The organism is Christensenella hongkongensis (genome assembly GCF_000981035.1).
Lineage (GTDB): Bacteria > Bacillota > Clostridia > Christensenellales > Christensenellaceae > Christensenella > Christensenella hongkongensis.
Genome location: NZ_LAYJ01000115.1, coordinates 86,792 through 101,358 on the forward strand (window position 1 = coordinate 86,792; position 14,567 = coordinate 101,358).

Annotated in this window: 18 protein-coding genes; 4 read left to right on the forward strand and 14 right to left on the reverse strand. The window is 40.2% G+C overall.

Annotation, left to right across the window (positions count from 1 at the left end):
• Positions 1-164: 164 nt before the first annotated feature.
• The 8 genes from CHK_RS15815 to CHK_RS12465 all read right to left on the reverse strand — a co-directional run bounded on the left by CHK_RS15815 (position 165) and on the right by CHK_RS12465 (position 6,360).
• On the reverse strand, positions 165-1,826 hold the full coding sequence (locus CHK_RS15815; protein ID WP_052740571.1) for a recombinase family protein: 1,662 nt from the start codon (positions 1,824-1,826) through the stop codon (positions 165-167).
• Between the two features lie 21 nt (positions 1,827-1,847).
• A complete protein-coding gene (locus CHK_RS16685; RefSeq protein WP_160295661.1) occupies positions 1,848-2,024 on the reverse strand; it encodes a hypothetical protein in 177 nt (58 codons plus the stop codon).
• Positions 2,025-2,607: 583 nt separating this feature from the next.
• On the reverse strand, positions 2,608-3,039 hold the full coding sequence (locus tag CHK_RS12445; protein ID WP_046444396.1) for a sigma-70 family RNA polymerase sigma factor: 432 nt from the start codon (positions 3,037-3,039) through the stop codon (positions 2,608-2,610).
• 171 nt (positions 3,040-3,210) lie between these two features.
• The gene (locus tag CHK_RS12450) at positions 3,211-3,456 is read right to left on the reverse strand and encodes a hypothetical protein (protein WP_046444397.1); all 246 of its coding nucleotides are present in this window, start codon (positions 3,454-3,456) and stop codon (positions 3,211-3,213) included.
• A gap of 8 nt (positions 3,457-3,464) precedes the next feature.
• A complete protein-coding gene (locus CHK_RS16690) occupies positions 3,465-3,632 on the reverse strand; it encodes a hypothetical protein (protein WP_160295662.1) in 168 nt (55 codons plus the stop codon).
• Between the two features lie 98 nt (positions 3,633-3,730).
• Positions 3,731-4,315 (reverse strand): accessory gene regulator ArgB-like protein, encoded by a 585-nt coding sequence (locus CHK_RS15820; RefSeq protein ID WP_052740572.1) that lies wholly within the window; start codon positions 4,313-4,315, stop codon positions 3,731-3,733.
• A gap of 10 nt (positions 4,316-4,325) precedes the next feature.
• On the reverse strand, positions 4,326-5,054 hold the full coding sequence (locus CHK_RS12460) for a LytR/AlgR family response regulator transcription factor (RefSeq protein ID WP_160295664.1): 729 nt from the start codon (positions 5,052-5,054) through the stop codon (positions 4,326-4,328).
• Positions 5,041-6,360 carry a sensor histidine kinase gene (locus CHK_RS12465; protein ID WP_082103549.1) on the reverse strand — a complete coding sequence of 440 codons (1,320 nt, stop codon included), beginning with the start codon at positions 6,358-6,360 and terminating at the stop codon, positions 5,041-5,043. Before CHK_RS12465 ends, CHK_RS12460 begins: the two co-directional genes overlap by 14 nt.
• Before the next feature lie 163 nt (positions 6,361-6,523).
• On the opposite strand from CHK_RS12465, the gene CHK_RS16695 reads away from it, so the two are divergent.
• Complete coding sequence (locus CHK_RS16695; protein ID WP_160295665.1) at positions 6,524-6,667, forward strand: hypothetical protein; 144 nt, start codon at positions 6,524-6,526, stop codon at positions 6,665-6,667.
• Between the two features lie 44 nt (positions 6,668-6,711).
• Positions 6,712-8,304, forward strand: coding sequence for a hypothetical protein (locus CHK_RS12470; protein ID WP_046444400.1), 1,593 nt, complete (start codon positions 6,712-6,714; stop codon positions 8,302-8,304).
• Between the two features lie 74 nt (positions 8,305-8,378).
• Here the strand turns inward: CHK_RS12470 and CHK_RS12475 are convergent, their stop codons facing one another.
• The 6 genes from CHK_RS12475 to CHK_RS12500 all read right to left on the reverse strand — a co-directional run bounded on the left by CHK_RS12475 (position 8,379) and on the right by CHK_RS12500 (position 13,362).
• Positions 8,379-9,485 carry a hypothetical protein gene (locus tag CHK_RS12475; RefSeq protein WP_046444401.1) on the reverse strand — a complete coding sequence of 369 codons (1,107 nt, stop codon included), beginning with the start codon at positions 9,483-9,485 and terminating at the stop codon, positions 8,379-8,381.
• 144 nt (positions 9,486-9,629) lie between these two features.
• Positions 9,630-10,361, reverse strand: a complete 732-nt coding sequence (locus tag CHK_RS12480; protein WP_160295666.1) for a hypothetical protein — start codon at positions 10,359-10,361, stop codon at positions 9,630-9,632.
• Positions 10,362-10,579: 218 nt separating this feature from the next.
• Complete coding sequence (locus tag CHK_RS12485; protein WP_046444403.1) at positions 10,580-11,821, reverse strand: DNA polymerase Y family protein; 1,242 nt, start codon at positions 11,819-11,821, stop codon at positions 10,580-10,582.
• A gap of 163 nt (positions 11,822-11,984) precedes the next feature.
• Positions 11,985-12,320 carry a hypothetical protein gene (locus CHK_RS12490; protein WP_046444404.1) on the reverse strand — a complete coding sequence of 112 codons (336 nt, stop codon included), beginning with the start codon at positions 12,318-12,320 and terminating at the stop codon, positions 11,985-11,987.
• Positions 12,321-12,334: 14 nt separating this feature from the next.
• Positions 12,335-12,733, reverse strand: coding sequence for a helix-turn-helix domain-containing protein (locus CHK_RS12495; protein ID WP_046444405.1), 399 nt, complete (start codon positions 12,731-12,733; stop codon positions 12,335-12,337).
• A gap of 227 nt (positions 12,734-12,960) precedes the next feature.
• Positions 12,961-13,362: a hypothetical protein gene (locus CHK_RS12500; protein ID WP_046444406.1), complete on the reverse strand. Its 402-nt coding sequence runs from the start codon at positions 13,360-13,362 to the stop codon at positions 12,961-12,963.
• Positions 13,363-13,454: 92 nt separating this feature from the next.
• Here CHK_RS12500 and CHK_RS15825 point away from each other — a divergent pair, with 92 nt between their 5' ends.
• Positions 13,455-13,964 (forward strand): RNA polymerase sigma factor, encoded by a 510-nt coding sequence (locus tag CHK_RS15825; RefSeq protein ID WP_052740573.1) that lies wholly within the window; start codon positions 13,455-13,457, stop codon positions 13,962-13,964.
• Positions 13,948-14,565, forward strand: coding sequence for a hypothetical protein (locus CHK_RS12510; protein WP_046444407.1), 618 nt, complete (start codon positions 13,948-13,950; stop codon positions 14,563-14,565). Before CHK_RS15825 ends, CHK_RS12510 begins: the two co-directional genes overlap by 17 nt.
• The last annotated feature ends 2 nt before the right edge of the window (positions 14,566-14,567 follow it).

Here is a 14,567-nt window from a genome sequence, read left to right on the forward strand (position 1 = left end):
AATAAAGAAAGGATTTTTTGCTATTAAAAAAGGCCGAAACCATTCCTTGGCTTTGACCTTCCTATGTTGGTGGGACTGACTGGACTCGAACCAGCGACCCCCTCGATGTCAACGAGATACTCTAACCATCACTATCATTTAACTACCACACACCAATTTTAGCATTATAATGCACTTTTCTCCATCTTGAGTTCAGTCGTTTCATCCATATATATCTCAATTTCAGTCATAAACTCCTCTATTGTTGTGTTAAAATCTATTTTCACTTTGTCTCGATAGACGTCAATTCTATTTATGAGATGTCTCAAAATTGATTTTTTTCTATCCGTCTCAATTTTTAAAAATCCTGTTTCCCATGTGTCAATAATTTCTTTTATTGTTCTTGAATCAGTAACTCGCTCTCTAACTCTTTTTATCTGTGATAAAATTGCGGTTTCTTCTTCCTTTAACTCTTCGATTTTATCCTTTTTTTCATTTACTAAATCAGACAGCACATTCGTGGTGAACCCACTTTTTCCAATTAAACTTTTAGCCACTTCTTGAAGTAACGCATTATATTCTTCTTCACTCTCTTGGATTTTTTCTTGAATTTCTTTAACTTGTCTTATTAATTTCTCTTTCTTTGTTTCGCCGTGGTTATTTTTTCCAAAAGCTTCACATTTCAGAAAACTGCTGAGATAAACATAAACTTGTCTCAGTACCGTTTCGTCAATATTTTTCCCCGAGTAGACCATCTGACCATCACAAGGCCTAGTTTTTCCAACATGGCTAGTACATCTATATTTGGGATATACATATTTAATTGATTTTAATTCATTGTATTTATAGTTATAAAATGTGGTAAGCGAGGCTCCACAGTGTCCACAATAAATCATTCCGACAAATAATAAGGGGCCTGGAGAAATCATATGTAGAGTTTCATGACAGGCAATTCCTTCTTTTCTTGCCGTTCTTTTTTCTTGTGCACGATACCACTTCTCTTCAAGTATGATAGCAAGATCTTCAAGTTTTTTCTCCGGCAAAATCCAATCTGCTTCTTTGTTAATTTTCGTCGTTCCTTTTTTTTGTGTTGTTTTACCATAAGCTGGGTAGCCCATATTTGCAGGATTTTGTAAAATATATGCAACAGTACTCGGTATCCATTTTCCGCCATTTCTGGAAGGAATCCCTTTTTCGTTAAGCAAATGTGCTATAATGTTTCTCCCATATCCATAATCCGCAGCTAAGTCATACATATATTCTAAAACCGGAGCTTCTTCCTTATCAATAATTCTTTTCTTTAATGCTCTGCCTTTTTTGTCAATCACCCCAGAATAAACCAACTTAAATCCATATGATGCTTTACCCCCACGAAACAATCCATCCCGTGCCATTTGTTCATGGGCATTTGACACTCTTTGGCTTAACTTTATGCTTTCACCTTCCGCTTGCCAAAACCGTATATGCGTAATCAATCTATCAGCATGCGATTCGATTTTTTGTTGCCCCTCTTCTACAGACCAAACTTCAATGTTATGCTCAATAAACCACTCTACAATTTGAGGCGTATCATAATCACGTCTGCCAAGTCTGTCAAACATATATACAAGAAGAACATCGAAATCGCAACTTATAGCTGCCTTTTTTATCTGTTGAATTACATCTCTATTTTCAGATGTTTTCTTATATCCACTGACACCTTTTTCATATAATTCATTTGTTAAAATCCAGTCAGGTTTACCGTCAATAAAGCTATGACATTTACGTTTTTGACGTGGTATGTCATTTTTCGTATCCGTTTGTTTTTTTGTTGATACACGGTATAAACACCATACTCTTTTTTTCATGTTTGGCAACCTTCTTACGCATTATTTCAAATCAGCTATAGCCGATTTCAATTCTTTTTTAAAGAGTTCTGCACACCCTTTTTTATGGTTAAAAGTTAAAATAATTTTATATCCTGTAACATAATCAAAAGTCTCAATCGTATCTTTTTTTCGTAAATAAATGAAAAAATCTTTTCCCTCCATTTTTTTTGCATCCATTATGCCTTCCTTTCGATTACATACGTGCTATGGAAAGGCTACAATTTTATGTTAACATCCTCGTAAAAGATGTGCCAATTTTGATGAATATAATTTTGCACGTTCGTAATCAATAAACTTAAAAAGAGCAGCGGCATTATTGATCAACTGTTTTGTTACATAGCCGCTGCTCTCTTTTCATATATTTCAAACGCTATTATTCGACACTACTCCCCATAGCGAACGGGCAATAGCTTGAACTGATCCTGGCAAAGATCATCACTGGAATTCCACCATCCATTTCACCGAACCGCACTCTGGGAATGAACCTCGACTATGCGGGAGTATCATTATAGGCTGTATCAGTTATCGCGTTTCCCCATTGCCAAGGGGAGATTACAGAAGCAACATTTATCGCTCGTACCTTGGATACGATCCTTTTGACGCCGTTCGGCGCAGGTAGTCCTGGCGTGTCCCCTGCTTCGCTCGTGATACAGTTAACGTATTCAAGCTATTGGTTATGAGCCGTTCATTTTACTGAACGGCTGTTTTTCAAGGTGCAGGGAGATAAAAACCTCCCTTCATAAACCAAGAGAAAAAACAATCAATATGTTAGCCCTTTCAGCAAAAAAGTTTTCAGATTTTTTTTTGCTTTTTTCAATGAAAGTGAAACTGCTGAATGCGTTACCCCCTCTTGCTTTGCAATTTGTTTGATGCTTAAGCCTAAAAAGTAATGTGCATACAACCGATGCGCCTGTTTTTCCGGCAATCTTAAAATTGCAGCGTACAGACGATTGCGATCCAGTTTCTGTATAAGCTGATCTTCCGGTGAGGGAAATAAGAATAATGCTGCGTTCTCAAGTCCGTCTGCCCGATCAAGGGAATAATACGCTTTGTGATACCGTATCCTTGAATAATGGGATGCTTCTGCGCGATATAATTCATCCAACACATATGCAATCGCATCAGAAACTTCAATCCACATGTCCTGTTCGTGGAGAAGTGGGTAATACTGTTTTAGATTTATTTTTTTCATGGTAACCTCCGTTTTGAGCGAGAGTTGAAAATCAACTTCAAAACGGAGGTTGGCGGCGACCTACACCTAAAAATGAGTGCAGAAAAAACACCTTTGCAATAATTTGATGCAAAGGTGTAAGGAGCTAAATTTATTTTTTTAAGAAATCAAGGCTTCTGTATACGGTCAGCCCTATTTCACACCTCTTATCCTATCAAATGGATAAATTACAGATATTGCATAAACCAAAATTTTATCTTTGAGAATTAGCTTGATTTGCAAGCCATCCCGGCCTATCACGATGACGAGATCACCGAGCGAAAGCCCTGCATCGCTGATCCATATCCAACGCAGCGCCAAGATACTCAGGCGAAAGAGGAAAACTATAATGACTGCCAAAAAAACCAAATCTTTGTATCGTCTTTCTTTTTGTTCCATCGCTGCACCTATTTCCCGTTTCTATTTTGGCTTCGAGCCGTCTCCTTCGCCGCCTTGCTTGCCGGGTAGATATTAAACAATCTCCCCATCGCAAGCAATATGGTCTTATCTTTGCTCTGCATCCCTTTGATAGCGCTCGTATATTCCTCAATTAAGAGCCAAGAATAAAATATCATATAATTGAGGCATAAAAACTAAAATAGCGCGAGATATGTGCGTATATACACGAAATATAAAATTATTTATAGAAATTGTGAAATTTAGACAGTGAAAGTCATTTTGACCGACTATTCTTATTTTGAAAATAACCTATTAAAGAAAGCGTGGTTACACCAATCATCGAAACGGTTCCGGCGTATGAATACTGCCTTAATACAGGTACGATAAAAAAGAGTATAACAAGTATGCTTTCAATCACAATGATAATTCTTGCAGTTTTTTTAACAGAATTACGTTTTGAGATTGGGATTGGATTGTTTGTATTAATAACTGGAGCCAAAACAAAAACGATAATATTGCTAAAAACAAGCCCTGCCAATAAAAAATAGGGTATGAAAAAATGATTCAGTAAGACAATAACCAAAACACTTATGATCCCTGTTAACATCGTAAGCAAAAAGCATCTAAGCTGCGTTGAAGCATGTCCGCCGCCTGCGGCATAACGAAGGCTTACCCAAAAGCCCATCCATACGAGCGTAACAGCCAACACATCAAAAATAATGGAAAGTATTGTCAGTAATCCAAATGTCAAAATGTAATTTAATACGACTTCAATCCCATAGGCATATACCTCTATATCATCTTCATTCCCGCCATTTTGTCCAAGCCATCTTGCTATTTTCAGCGCCAATTTTTCCATTTATTTCCACCTATATTTTATTGATCAATGTGCGCATAATTTCAGGCGCATATTTCTGACTTACTGGCAGCCTTGAAGCTTTTTGATCCCTTAGAACAATTCCTTTATTTGAACACAAATATATAAAGTGAATATTGACGATGATCGACCTGTGACACCTTTTAAAATAATCAGGTAATTCTTTTTCCAAGTCACTCATACGCTTGTAGTAACTTACTACTGCCGCGGTTGTATGGACGTCAATATAATGGGAATTGGACGAAAAGTAGTAAATGCTGTGAAAAGGAATATTAGTCAAACGCCCTTTTTCATAAATTACAAGACAATCGTCCTGTTTTGTCATAGCATAAGAACGCATTTTCTCCATACACGATTCAACATCGCCATATTGAGCCGGTTTGACAATATATTTGATCGCGCCAACATCATACCCTCGAAGTGCGTATTCAGGATAACCAGTAACAAAAGCTATGGGGATCATTCGGTTATTTTTCCTGATTTTAGATGCAATCTGCATACCATTTTCTTCATGCGGCAATTGAATATCAATGAAAATCCCGTCGAAAAACAAATCGTCAAGCCTGTAATAGAAAGCTTCCGCGGCAAAAAACTGATGCACAAAAACCACAGAATTGTTCCTTACGCCCCATTCATATATCAAATCTTTCAGTGTATCGTTCAGGACAGCATCATCTTCTAGTATTGCGACATTAATATCCATATGATCACCTTCGTTCAAGATAAAACGGAATAGAAATATTAATCTCAAAATGTGTGTCTTCTGCTTTTGTTTCTACAAAACCCCCTGCCTGAATTACTGTTTGAAATATCCTGGTCAAGCCATAGCCTTTTCGGCCTCCTTTGGTGGATAGAAGGTTCCCATTTTTATCCTTTCTGTAAACTCCGTCAGAACTGTTTTTGCTTTTTATATACAACATGCCGCCGTCTCGCACGATCCGCAAAAAAATGTATGCTTCTAATTTATCTTCGATTCTTCGGCATGCTTCCAGTGAATTATCCAGTAGATTTCCAACAAGCGAAACAAAGGATATTGTGTCAATAGGAAGACCGTTTAAACCTTCTAATGAAATCTTTGGAGTTACACCATCTTTTTGCGCAATCAGATACTTATTATAAATAACAGCGTCCAAAGCCGTAAGTCCCGATTCGCCAAATCCGATTGTGCTCTGCTCCAATCCATCCATCAGATCGTCTATAAAGGAATTGGCTTCGTCATATTCCTCTTTTTGCATGTAACCCTGGAGAGCTAACAGATGATTATGATTGTCATGTTTCCACATACGGAGCGTAGACATCGTTTCTTCCAATTTGCTATAATAATTTTCTTCTAGAAAGTATTGCTCACGTTCCTTTTCATAAATCATATTTTTTCTGATTTCCTTCCCTAAACGGTCAAATGCAAATATGATCCCTAAAATCACACCTAAAATTGCGATGGCAACAAAGCGAAAAGTTTCGAGCAAGTTTCGTTCATCGACATCTTCATAAAAGAGCCGTATTCCATATGCCATCGCAGTCGCCGAAAGAATCATAAACGCAATAAATATAAGATATATATACGCCGGTAAAGACACGGATGATTTTTTGAAATTTGCCATAAGAAAGAAAAGAATAATAACGACGATAATGTAGAAAATAGAACTTGCAAGCCGGACTTCTCCCGGCTGCAATGCGCTCGATATGTCTGAAATTCCCATCGTTTGCAGAATAATAAAGCATATAAGGTCGCTGATCCAGGAAACCGCAGTAACGAGGAAGCCTATCGCTATCCTCTGCGGGTATGATCCTTTGTATAAAACAACAGTATAGGCAATGTCCATTCCAAGGGAAATAATAACAATCCACGCAAGATCAAATCCCAAATAGTTGATCAAACAAACGATTGAGGCCATTAAAAAATAACCAATATACACGAACGTTTTTTTGTTTTGCTGATACCCTAAACATTTGTTGCGAAAGTATACCCCCATACCGCTTTCAACAAAGCTCATGAGTATTTCCCAGACAAGCCAACCAGCACTCATACTAAATTACCCGCATATCGTTTAATAAAATATCTTCTATAATAGTTATCGTAATTAAGCATTTTTTCTTAAATTATTTCGCGTAAGCAGAGCAATGATTGGCGTAAAAATACACTTTTCATTAAAAATATGTGCTATTTTCGGTTTAAAGGAGGTGGCGAACATGACTAAAAACAACAAAAGTCTAAAAGAAGCCATTGTAAAAAACACAACAAAATCTCTTTACACGCTGTCAGAAATTTTGAGTATCTGCTGGTGTAAAGGGGCAATCTACGAACCAAAAGTCCCTCAGAAATTGAAAAAGTAGTTTATTTGATTCACAAATAAATCTTTACAAAGGAGAGAAAAAAGATGAAAAAAGTTGTTAAACTGATCTCGTTGGTACTCGTCGTATTGCTATGTCTATCATTAGCGTCAGTAGCACTCGCAGAGGGCGCGGAAGTTGCGGAGACCACACCGGATGCTTCTGAACCCGCACCAGAAATCACTGAGGCTGCCCCGGATGCTTCTGAGCCCGTGCCTGACGAATCCGAGCTCCCTGCCGGGGAAACCGTGACGATTCCGATTCTGGACGTTGATCCCGGTCAAGAGGAATTGGTCGTTGGCGAGACAGAGGAAATGGATATTTCTGAGTTGCCGGGAGCTTCTTCCGATGTTGATGAGCGAATTTCAGAAGTCCAGTCCAAGGTTGATCAAGGCGCCTATGAAGAATTGGATCAAGTGTTAAATCCGTATTTGCGGAGCGGTACTTATGGCGCATATTATGACACGATCACGGATAGCATCTCAACCGAAGGAACGATTCAGCCTTATGGTGTGATGAAGCTTGGTCCGAACCAAATCTTGCAGGCAGGGTTAGAATGTCCGTCAAACAATCTTTTGGATTATGACCTGTATATTGCGGAAGTCAACCCGGATAATACGGTTGGCACAATTTTGACAGTATCTCAAATGGCAACCTATACAGATGATACAACTCCACAAACAGTTGACGAGGGGACAGACTATATTAACACATCATCTGAAACAAAGAGCTATTGTATTCTCGTCCATGCAAAAAAAGGCAGCGGATCACTTGACCGCTATACTGTCTACTTCTCTATTGATGCAAGCGGTAATTATAATCAAGGCGAAGAAGACCAAAATCCCGCATCTCCTGCGGGAACGTTAAAATATGGTAATTCTGCTAGCGGCGTAATTCTGAATTCGCCTGCTGACGTAGATTGGTTTGCACTCGACGCTACGGTTGGAAATGCTTATGAATATGCAGATGCAAATATCAAGGTAGTTGATCCTACTACGAATGCAACATTATCCAGCGATAAGGTTACGGTATATCAACACATCGGCAGCAACCGAATGAAAGTTGTGCAACCAACTTCAGGCTCGACCTACAGATTCACGCCTGACACATCCAAGGCTGCTTATTATGTACAAGTTAAACCGGCCAACCGCAGTAATTTCGATTGGCACAGGTATAAAATCAGCTTTGACCTCGTTACAGCAAAAGCAGCCGCGACGTCAATCACAATCACGGCCCTGAGTACCCCCAAAGACCCGACTGGCGCGAACGGTTTTGTTACTTGGCCAACGTTAGGCTATGCGTACTGTATTGATACTTCTTCATGGCTTACTGTAGAAGGAACGGCGAAAGACGCTTTTGGAAATCTTTGTCAATCGGGGACACCTATTAAAATGACTTTCTATAACCAAACATGGATTGATAAAGCAAATGAAAATCTTGGCCGTAGAGTAGTAGAAGATTCAGTTGGAGCTAATGGTGGTTTTAATATTACTTTAGACGAATGCCCACCCGCCTTTGGAGCTTACTCTGCGAGCGGATCGGTATACCGTCATACATACGATATAGTCACGATTTCTGTGACTGGTGCGACGGATGTTGGAGTATCGCAGCAGGCTTATCTCCGCGGAATATCTGTTTAACCACTATATGTAGACTGTCATCAAAAAGGAACCGGTTCGATTGAACCGGTTCCTTTCAATTTGCCGTTCTAATGCTATTGGAAAGCGTTCCTGATCTTGTTGAGCGTTCCTTCGATCCTGTTCATACTGTTTGCAAGCCGGTTACCGCTGTATCCATAAAAGGTGGAAAGAAGCTTCTCTCTCTTTTCCAAGTACCAGTCTGCTTCTTTTTGGAAGCTGTTCCAATAATCCCCGTCCATGTCGATATTCGAGAACCGATGGTAAATATCCGCGATAAACGAATTGGGATCACTCAACTCGGAATTCATCTCTGAATAGTAATGATCCAAAGAATCTGATGACTTAGGTGAGGTGAAATCGAATAAGTTTCTTCGCGATCTATCTTGTTCGTAATAATATATTTGAACACGATTTTCATACAGCGCAACAACCTTATCCGCCATTTCCGGCGAGAATTCTTTTTTGGCCAAAGCCTTTACGGTTGCCGCCGCTAGTCCTAATTTCGCGGCATTTTCATAAGGGACACCCTCATTTCCACCAATTTTCCTGATCGCCTCGTTGAATATTTTGTGTGTTTTCACCAAATCATTGAGCGTCATATCCACACCTTGTATCGTGATCGTTTTCGTCAGGTTCTCAAAGCCGGTTCCCTTTCCATCCTTGACTTGTTGGTCATATTCAAGCCATGCCTCATGTACTTGATCCTGATAGGTCCTCCAACTGTCCCAATATGTGTCAGAATCGCCCGGCAACCGGAAGAATGAAAAAGTTTCATCTAAAAAGCGTGATCCACTGTCAGCCTCAAAAAAATTGGTGGATTCGTCGAGCCAAGGCCCTCCCATCAGATTCCATCCTGACCATGAACGATAAAAATTATATTCTGGCGGATCGGATTCCCAGGGATCCGGCAATTTTGACCCATACTTTTCGCTCCAGTCGGCGAGGTAGTCCTGAAAACTATCAAATCCTTCCGGGACAACAAATTCAACGCCATCCATGCGTTCAACTTGGTCGAAATCGGCTAGTTCCACATCCATGAAAGTATCGTTTCCTTTAAACGACAGGACTTCTGTAGTTTTACCAACAACAAGTTCAAGGTTCTGAGTTTGCCGCGGTTTATAAGAATAGTATGCTGCATAATAGGCCGCAGCGCTTGAGGGTATACTGCTTACGTTTGACATAATTTTGCCTCCTTGCTTTGTCATTGAACGCATATCTATATACTTCTATAATCTTTATCGAATAAAATTTTCACAATTTAAGGAAATTACGCGAATACTGGCTCTCCTTACGCGAATTGTTATTTGAGCTAAATTTTTCTGGTTTTACTGTAAATCACTATGAGCAAGCCAAAGCTGCATTACAGTTTTGCCGCTGCTTTCATCGCAATAGGATAGGGAATATAGAAGTTCATTGTTAAATCCCTGACGATGTCCGTCCGAACTCGGAATCACATAAAAAAAATCCAGTAGTTTATTTAACAGGATTTCAAATTTTGTTTCCCCTATGCAGCTTTTCAAACTGATTGCCTTTTTTTTATATGTATCCGTCTCAAATAGTGCCGCAATTTCTTTTTTCTGATCCGACATATATTTTTTAGCTTCTATTGCGTAAAACATATCGCTCAGGTGTACAAACAAATAATTGATACGAGTCAGCCTGTCTTCAAATTGGTTGTAAACATCGAATATTTCATCCGCTCTGGCGCACAGGTCGGGGCGATTAGCGATATGATAATTTTCGTCTATAATAGCCTGACAAATTAAATGCAAATGCACGCCCGCCTGGAAACCTGCATTTACGGAATGATTGATTTCGAGGGTATTTGTTTCGCATATAATGTAGTTAACATAATCATAGAATTCATCGCACCCTTTTCCAAGTTGATTTAAATCGGAAAAAAACTGGAAAAACTCTCGATTGTGTTCATGCTTTTGAAGTGTTCCCTTTGATATTAAAAAATTGTTCAAATTCCCAACCACCTTTAAAATGGTTGGGAATTTCCCTGATAAAAAAATGCACGGGGTGATTGGCTTACGCCAAATTCCCTCGTGCATGTAAAATCACATTGCGTAACATCCTCGCAGAATGATATAATATTCTTGCGGTTCCCCTGCGGGGGATGTCTTGAGGGTGGTGTCTCACCCGATAGCATGGTCCCGGAGTGTTCCACCACTCCGGGCCTGCCGCATATTTTTATGTAAAGGGAAATTCCCTCCCTACGCCTTATTGTATTTCCTGCCTTAATGAATGTCAAGGAATGATATTATTTATTTTATCCATAGATCATATTCGGCATTTTCATCAATTCGCCGGGGCTATCGGTAGGGATTTTTGTGTCTTTTAGGAGCATGGCGGGGAGAATTGCGCGCTTACCAAACCGCTTTTTGATCGTCTCCATCACTTTTTCGAGCTTTTCGTTTTTGGTACGCTTCTCCTGATCGTGAAGCAAGGAAAGCTGCTCTGGCTGCGTGGAAGAAACCAAATTTATTGCGCGAACCGTAAGCGAGCGGATCGGGCTGCTCCACCGATACCTCTTACAAAAAAGGATAAACGCCTGCTCCGCTATATCATGCCATGCCTGGGTAACATATGGTATTTGACCTTGAAATGTCCATGAGTGCAAGTTAATATCCCTCACACTGATTTCAATGCCGCGCGCGGCCAACCCATGCTTACGGAGTTTGTGAGAAATATTTACGCTCCGATCATAAATTACCTTTTTTGCTTCTTCAGCGTTGACTAAATCCGATGTGCAAGTGATCCCGCTGCTTATACTTTTTATAGGCGGTACATAACCATATGGGGAAACCGGTCTTGCATCAAGACCGCAAGCAGCATCCCAAAGTTCGCCGCCAACCTTTCCATACCAAGAGACTAAGTGGTTTCTTTCGTATCTGGCAATCTCACCGATCTTATATATTCCTTTCCAATTCAGGGATTTCTTGCGCCGTCTGCCAATGCCGAATAAATCTTCCACAGGGCAGGGCCAAATAATTTCTTTAAAATTCTCATGAGTAATCTCCGTGATCGCGGCGGGCTTCTTATAGTCGCTGCCAAATTTTGCGAATATTTTATTGAAGCTGACGCCGATGCTGACTGTCATCCCTATTTCTCTTTTTACCGTATCCATGATTTGTTGTGCAATTTCTACGCCGCTTCCAAAGAGTTTTGTACTGCCTGTGCAGTCAATCCAACACTCATCAATTCCATACGGCTCAATCGTACAGGAAAACCGATTATAGATTTCCCGTACACGTTCTGAGATAGCAATATATTCTTCCATGTGCGGTGGAACAATCACAAGTCCGTCGCATACCTGGTGTGCTTCCCAAAGTGCCTGTCCTGTTTTCACACCGGCCTTTTTTGCCAACTCGTTTTTGGCATAGATAATACCGTGACGTTCCGAAGTCGAACCGCCGACAGCCATTGGGACATTTCGCAATTCAGGATTTTTCAGGCACTCCACGCTTGCATAGAAACTATTGAGATCGCTGTGCAATATAATTCTGTCCATTACTTCTCTCCAGATATTCTTGGTTTGAGGGTGTATTGGACATTATATATTCCGTTGTTACCACATAGCGTTAAAAATGACGAATTTTAATATTAAATTATGGATAACATAAAAAGGCCATCCCGAAGAATGGCCTCGCTCACAATGGATTTTGCTTTTGTCGTTATTTTACAGCCTTGAACGAATGATCCTCACGATATGCCTTTTCAAGGTTATCCACCCGCATTTCCAAATCCGGGATCACTTCTACGGCCTTTTGCATATCCTCCAGTTTTTTGATCTGGAGCGTTTGATTCTCCGCTATTGTTTGAATAGCAGGCTTAATCACGTTCTCATTGTCCAATTTAACAGCAAGAACATCATTTTCTATAGAATTTAATCGTTCATCAATATTATCAAATCGTTCATCCTGCTTATCAAAACGTTGGTCTATACTATCAAAACGTTGGTGCATTCCAACTAATACATCCATAATATCCTGCATATTCGGTTCGCTCATATCAATTTCCCCTCTTACTTTTTGTCTGCATTTTTGGATTGATGGTAATCGGCATAAGATGACAACAATACTTTTACCGTCGCTTTATCCAAAGAATCAAGGAGATCATATAGCTTATTTATGACATCGGCATCATACTTGTCGCTTAACAACTTCACGAGTGATGATGTTGTTTTATCTCCGCTATAATCTTCCTTAAAAAATTCTGACAACGTGATTCCAAAATAGTTGCACAGGTCGTACACAATGAGGATTGAGGGAGTATGTTTCTTGGTAAGTAACCGGGTAAGCTGATTTTCACCATGTCCAATTAAACCGCTCACTGTTTTCTGCGTTGGCGATCCTTTCGTTTTCAGAAGTTCCTTTACCCTATTGGAAATAAACTCTCTTAATTTTTCCTCACTGTTACTCATATAAATAGTGTAATCTTTATACCTCTTAAATGATTGACGTGTTTGTTTATTAATTATATTGTTTTATAACCAAATTTGATGATATAATGAAATTGCGCCTCCATTGGGCGTCTGAGTAAACTGGGGTGCGGACGGTGCAGGACAGCGTCATGAGTTACTGCCTCTTGCTGATCTGCGCCGGTTCGTACCGGCAAACAGGCTGTCAAATGGAAAGACGGATTACTCTTTTAGAAATATACTGAGTCTGAATACTTTGTAGCCAAGCTCGAATTGGATACTACAGCATAGATCCGGTACGAGTAACCGCTTGGCGGCGAAACGTATTTCGCGATCAGGCAATCCCCTGTCCCCTGGGCGGTATAAGCAGAATAATTCTGCCACGATCCGTTGCGGTATCGTTGCAGGTAAACGGTCAGGTAGATTCGCTCGTCGGTGTTATTACAAATCACCGACGTATAAAGTTTAAGCTGAGAACCGCTTTTGCTTAGGGAAACGGATATATTTGTCAGCAGCCGCGGTTGGATCTCCGGTCCTGCCAACGCTTCATTTCCAGCCTGCGCAGCATAGGCAGGCATCGAGCAAACAATGAGCATCAAAGCGATTAAGAACGATATTACTCTTTTTTTCATGACATACTCCTTTAAATTGTATTTTTGACAGCCCTATATATAAAGACGTATGAAATGATGGAAATGGGGACACGCATAATCAGGATATTTGTATGGATTGGGAGCTTTGGCAAAAATATGAGCAATATATCAAACGGTTTATACTTACTATTTCGGATTCCGACGATGACGCTGAAGATATTTTACAGGAAACGATGCAAAAGGCATGGCGCAGTTACGAAACCCTTGACAATATTGCCGCCTTTGGAAAATGGCTGAAACGGATCGCGCAGAATTGCGCCGCAGACTACTATCGAAAGCCGGATAATGCGGCCTTTCTGGAATACACAAATTCGGGACAGTTTGGGAATGTGGTCGATCACTCCGTTGATGGGAATATCGAGGATAAGATTATCATCAGGGATATTCTGCGTGAATACATTGCGGAATTGCCAAGCGAACGTGGAAAGGCGTTATATCTCAATATCATTGGCGGGTACGGGGCAACAAAAATATCAAGGGCATTACGACTGAAATATGAAACTGTCAAAAAGTGGCTGTATCGTGATAAGCGGAAGATAAGCGAATTGTTGAGGGTGCATTTGGATGAAACCTGCCGATAAAAAGAGATTAGAACAAAATATCACACCTGACCTCTTTCCAGAAGAAATCCGTAAGGAAATGGATTTCCTGATCGAGCGGGAAACAAGTCAAAAAAAGCGTCTACATAAGTGGCTTGTGGGCGCTGCCTGCTGCGCCGTTTCCGTGGTGGTCCTCTTTTCAGTTTTTACAACTCCAAAAGTCAACGCAGAGGAACAGGTCATGCAGCGTGTGGCCGAAATGCAGGAGGTCGTTCAGAGCGGTGACCTTCCATGCTATATTATCTCCTCCCCTGATGTGCGTTTTGAAGGACGCGAAAGCGTTGCTGATTTCGGCTATGACAAATCAATTTACGATTACAATGGCTCAAGCATTTTCCTATATGAACAGGATAATATACCCACCGGCTATATGGAAAGTGACAGCGAGCCTCAGGCAGAAGGGATTACACAGACAATGGATAAGAAGAACGTTGAATACTTTATCGACCAGGACGGCAGCACCGGAATTTTTAAATCGGAATACGGCGGCCAGGCGAAAATATTCACGATCACAGGACCGCAAATGAATGAGGATATTTTTATCGGAATAGTCAACAGTATTACTTTTATCGGGACGAAGTAAAG

What these genes read in the sequence shown, in the direction of transcription:
- CHK_RS12495 (WP_046444405.1), bottom strand. Translation starts at nt 12,733, where the DNA reads ATGAGTAACAGTGAGGAAAAATTAAGAGAGTTTATTTCCAATAGGGTA.
- CHK_RS12445 (WP_046444396.1), bottom strand. Translation starts at nt 3,039, where the DNA reads ATGAAAAAAATAAATCTAAAACAGTATTACCCACTTCTCCACGAACAG.
- CHK_RS12465 (WP_082103549.1), bottom strand. Translation starts at nt 6,360, where the DNA reads ATGAGTGCTGGTTGGCTTGTCTGGGAAATACTCATGAGCTTTGTTGAA.
- CHK_RS15815 (WP_052740571.1), bottom strand. Translation starts at nt 1,826, where the DNA reads ATGAAAAAAAGAGTATGGTGTTTATACCGTGTATCAACAAAAAAACAA.
- CHK_RS12485 (WP_046444403.1), bottom strand. Translation starts at nt 11,821, where the DNA reads ATGGACAGAATTATATTGCACAGCGATCTCAATAGTTTCTATGCAAGC.
- CHK_RS16690 (WP_160295662.1), bottom strand. Translation starts at nt 3,632, where the DNA reads ATGATATTTTATTCTTGGCTCTTAATTGAGGAATATACGAGCGCTATC.
- CHK_RS12450 (WP_046444397.1), bottom strand. Translation starts at nt 3,456, where the DNA reads ATGGAACAAAAAGAAAGACGATACAAAGATTTGGTTTTTTTGGCAGTC.
- CHK_RS16695 (WP_160295665.1), top strand. Translation starts at nt 6,524, where the DNA reads ATGACTAAAAACAACAAAAGTCTAAAAGAAGCCATTGTAAAAAACACA.
- CHK_RS12510 (WP_046444407.1), top strand. Translation starts at nt 13,948, where the DNA reads ATGAAACCTGCCGATAAAAAGAGATTAGAACAAAATATCACACCTGAC.
- CHK_RS12480 (WP_160295666.1), bottom strand. Translation starts at nt 10,361, where the DNA reads ATGCACGAGGGAATTTGGCGTAAGCCAATCACCCCGTGCATTTTTTTA.
- CHK_RS16685 (WP_160295661.1), bottom strand. Translation starts at nt 2,024, where the DNA reads ATGGATGCAAAAAAAATGGAGGGAAAAGATTTTTTCATTTATTTACGA.
- CHK_RS12470 (WP_046444400.1), top strand. Translation starts at nt 6,712, where the DNA reads ATGAAAAAAGTTGTTAAACTGATCTCGTTGGTACTCGTCGTATTGCTA.
- CHK_RS12490 (WP_046444404.1), bottom strand. Translation starts at nt 12,320, where the DNA reads ATGAGCGAACCGAATATGCAGGATATTATGGATGTATTAGTTGGAATG.
- CHK_RS12500 (WP_046444406.1), bottom strand. Translation starts at nt 13,362, where the DNA reads ATGAAAAAAAGAGTAATATCGTTCTTAATCGCTTTGATGCTCATTGTT.
- CHK_RS15820 (WP_052740572.1), bottom strand. Translation starts at nt 4,315, where the DNA reads ATGGAAAAATTGGCGCTGAAAATAGCAAGATGGCTTGGACAAAATGGC.
- CHK_RS15825 (WP_052740573.1), top strand. Translation starts at nt 13,455, where the DNA reads ATGGATTGGGAGCTTTGGCAAAAATATGAGCAATATATCAAACGGTTT.
- CHK_RS12475 (WP_046444401.1), bottom strand. Translation starts at nt 9,485, where the DNA reads ATGTCAAACGTAAGCAGTATACCCTCAAGCGCTGCGGCCTATTATGCA.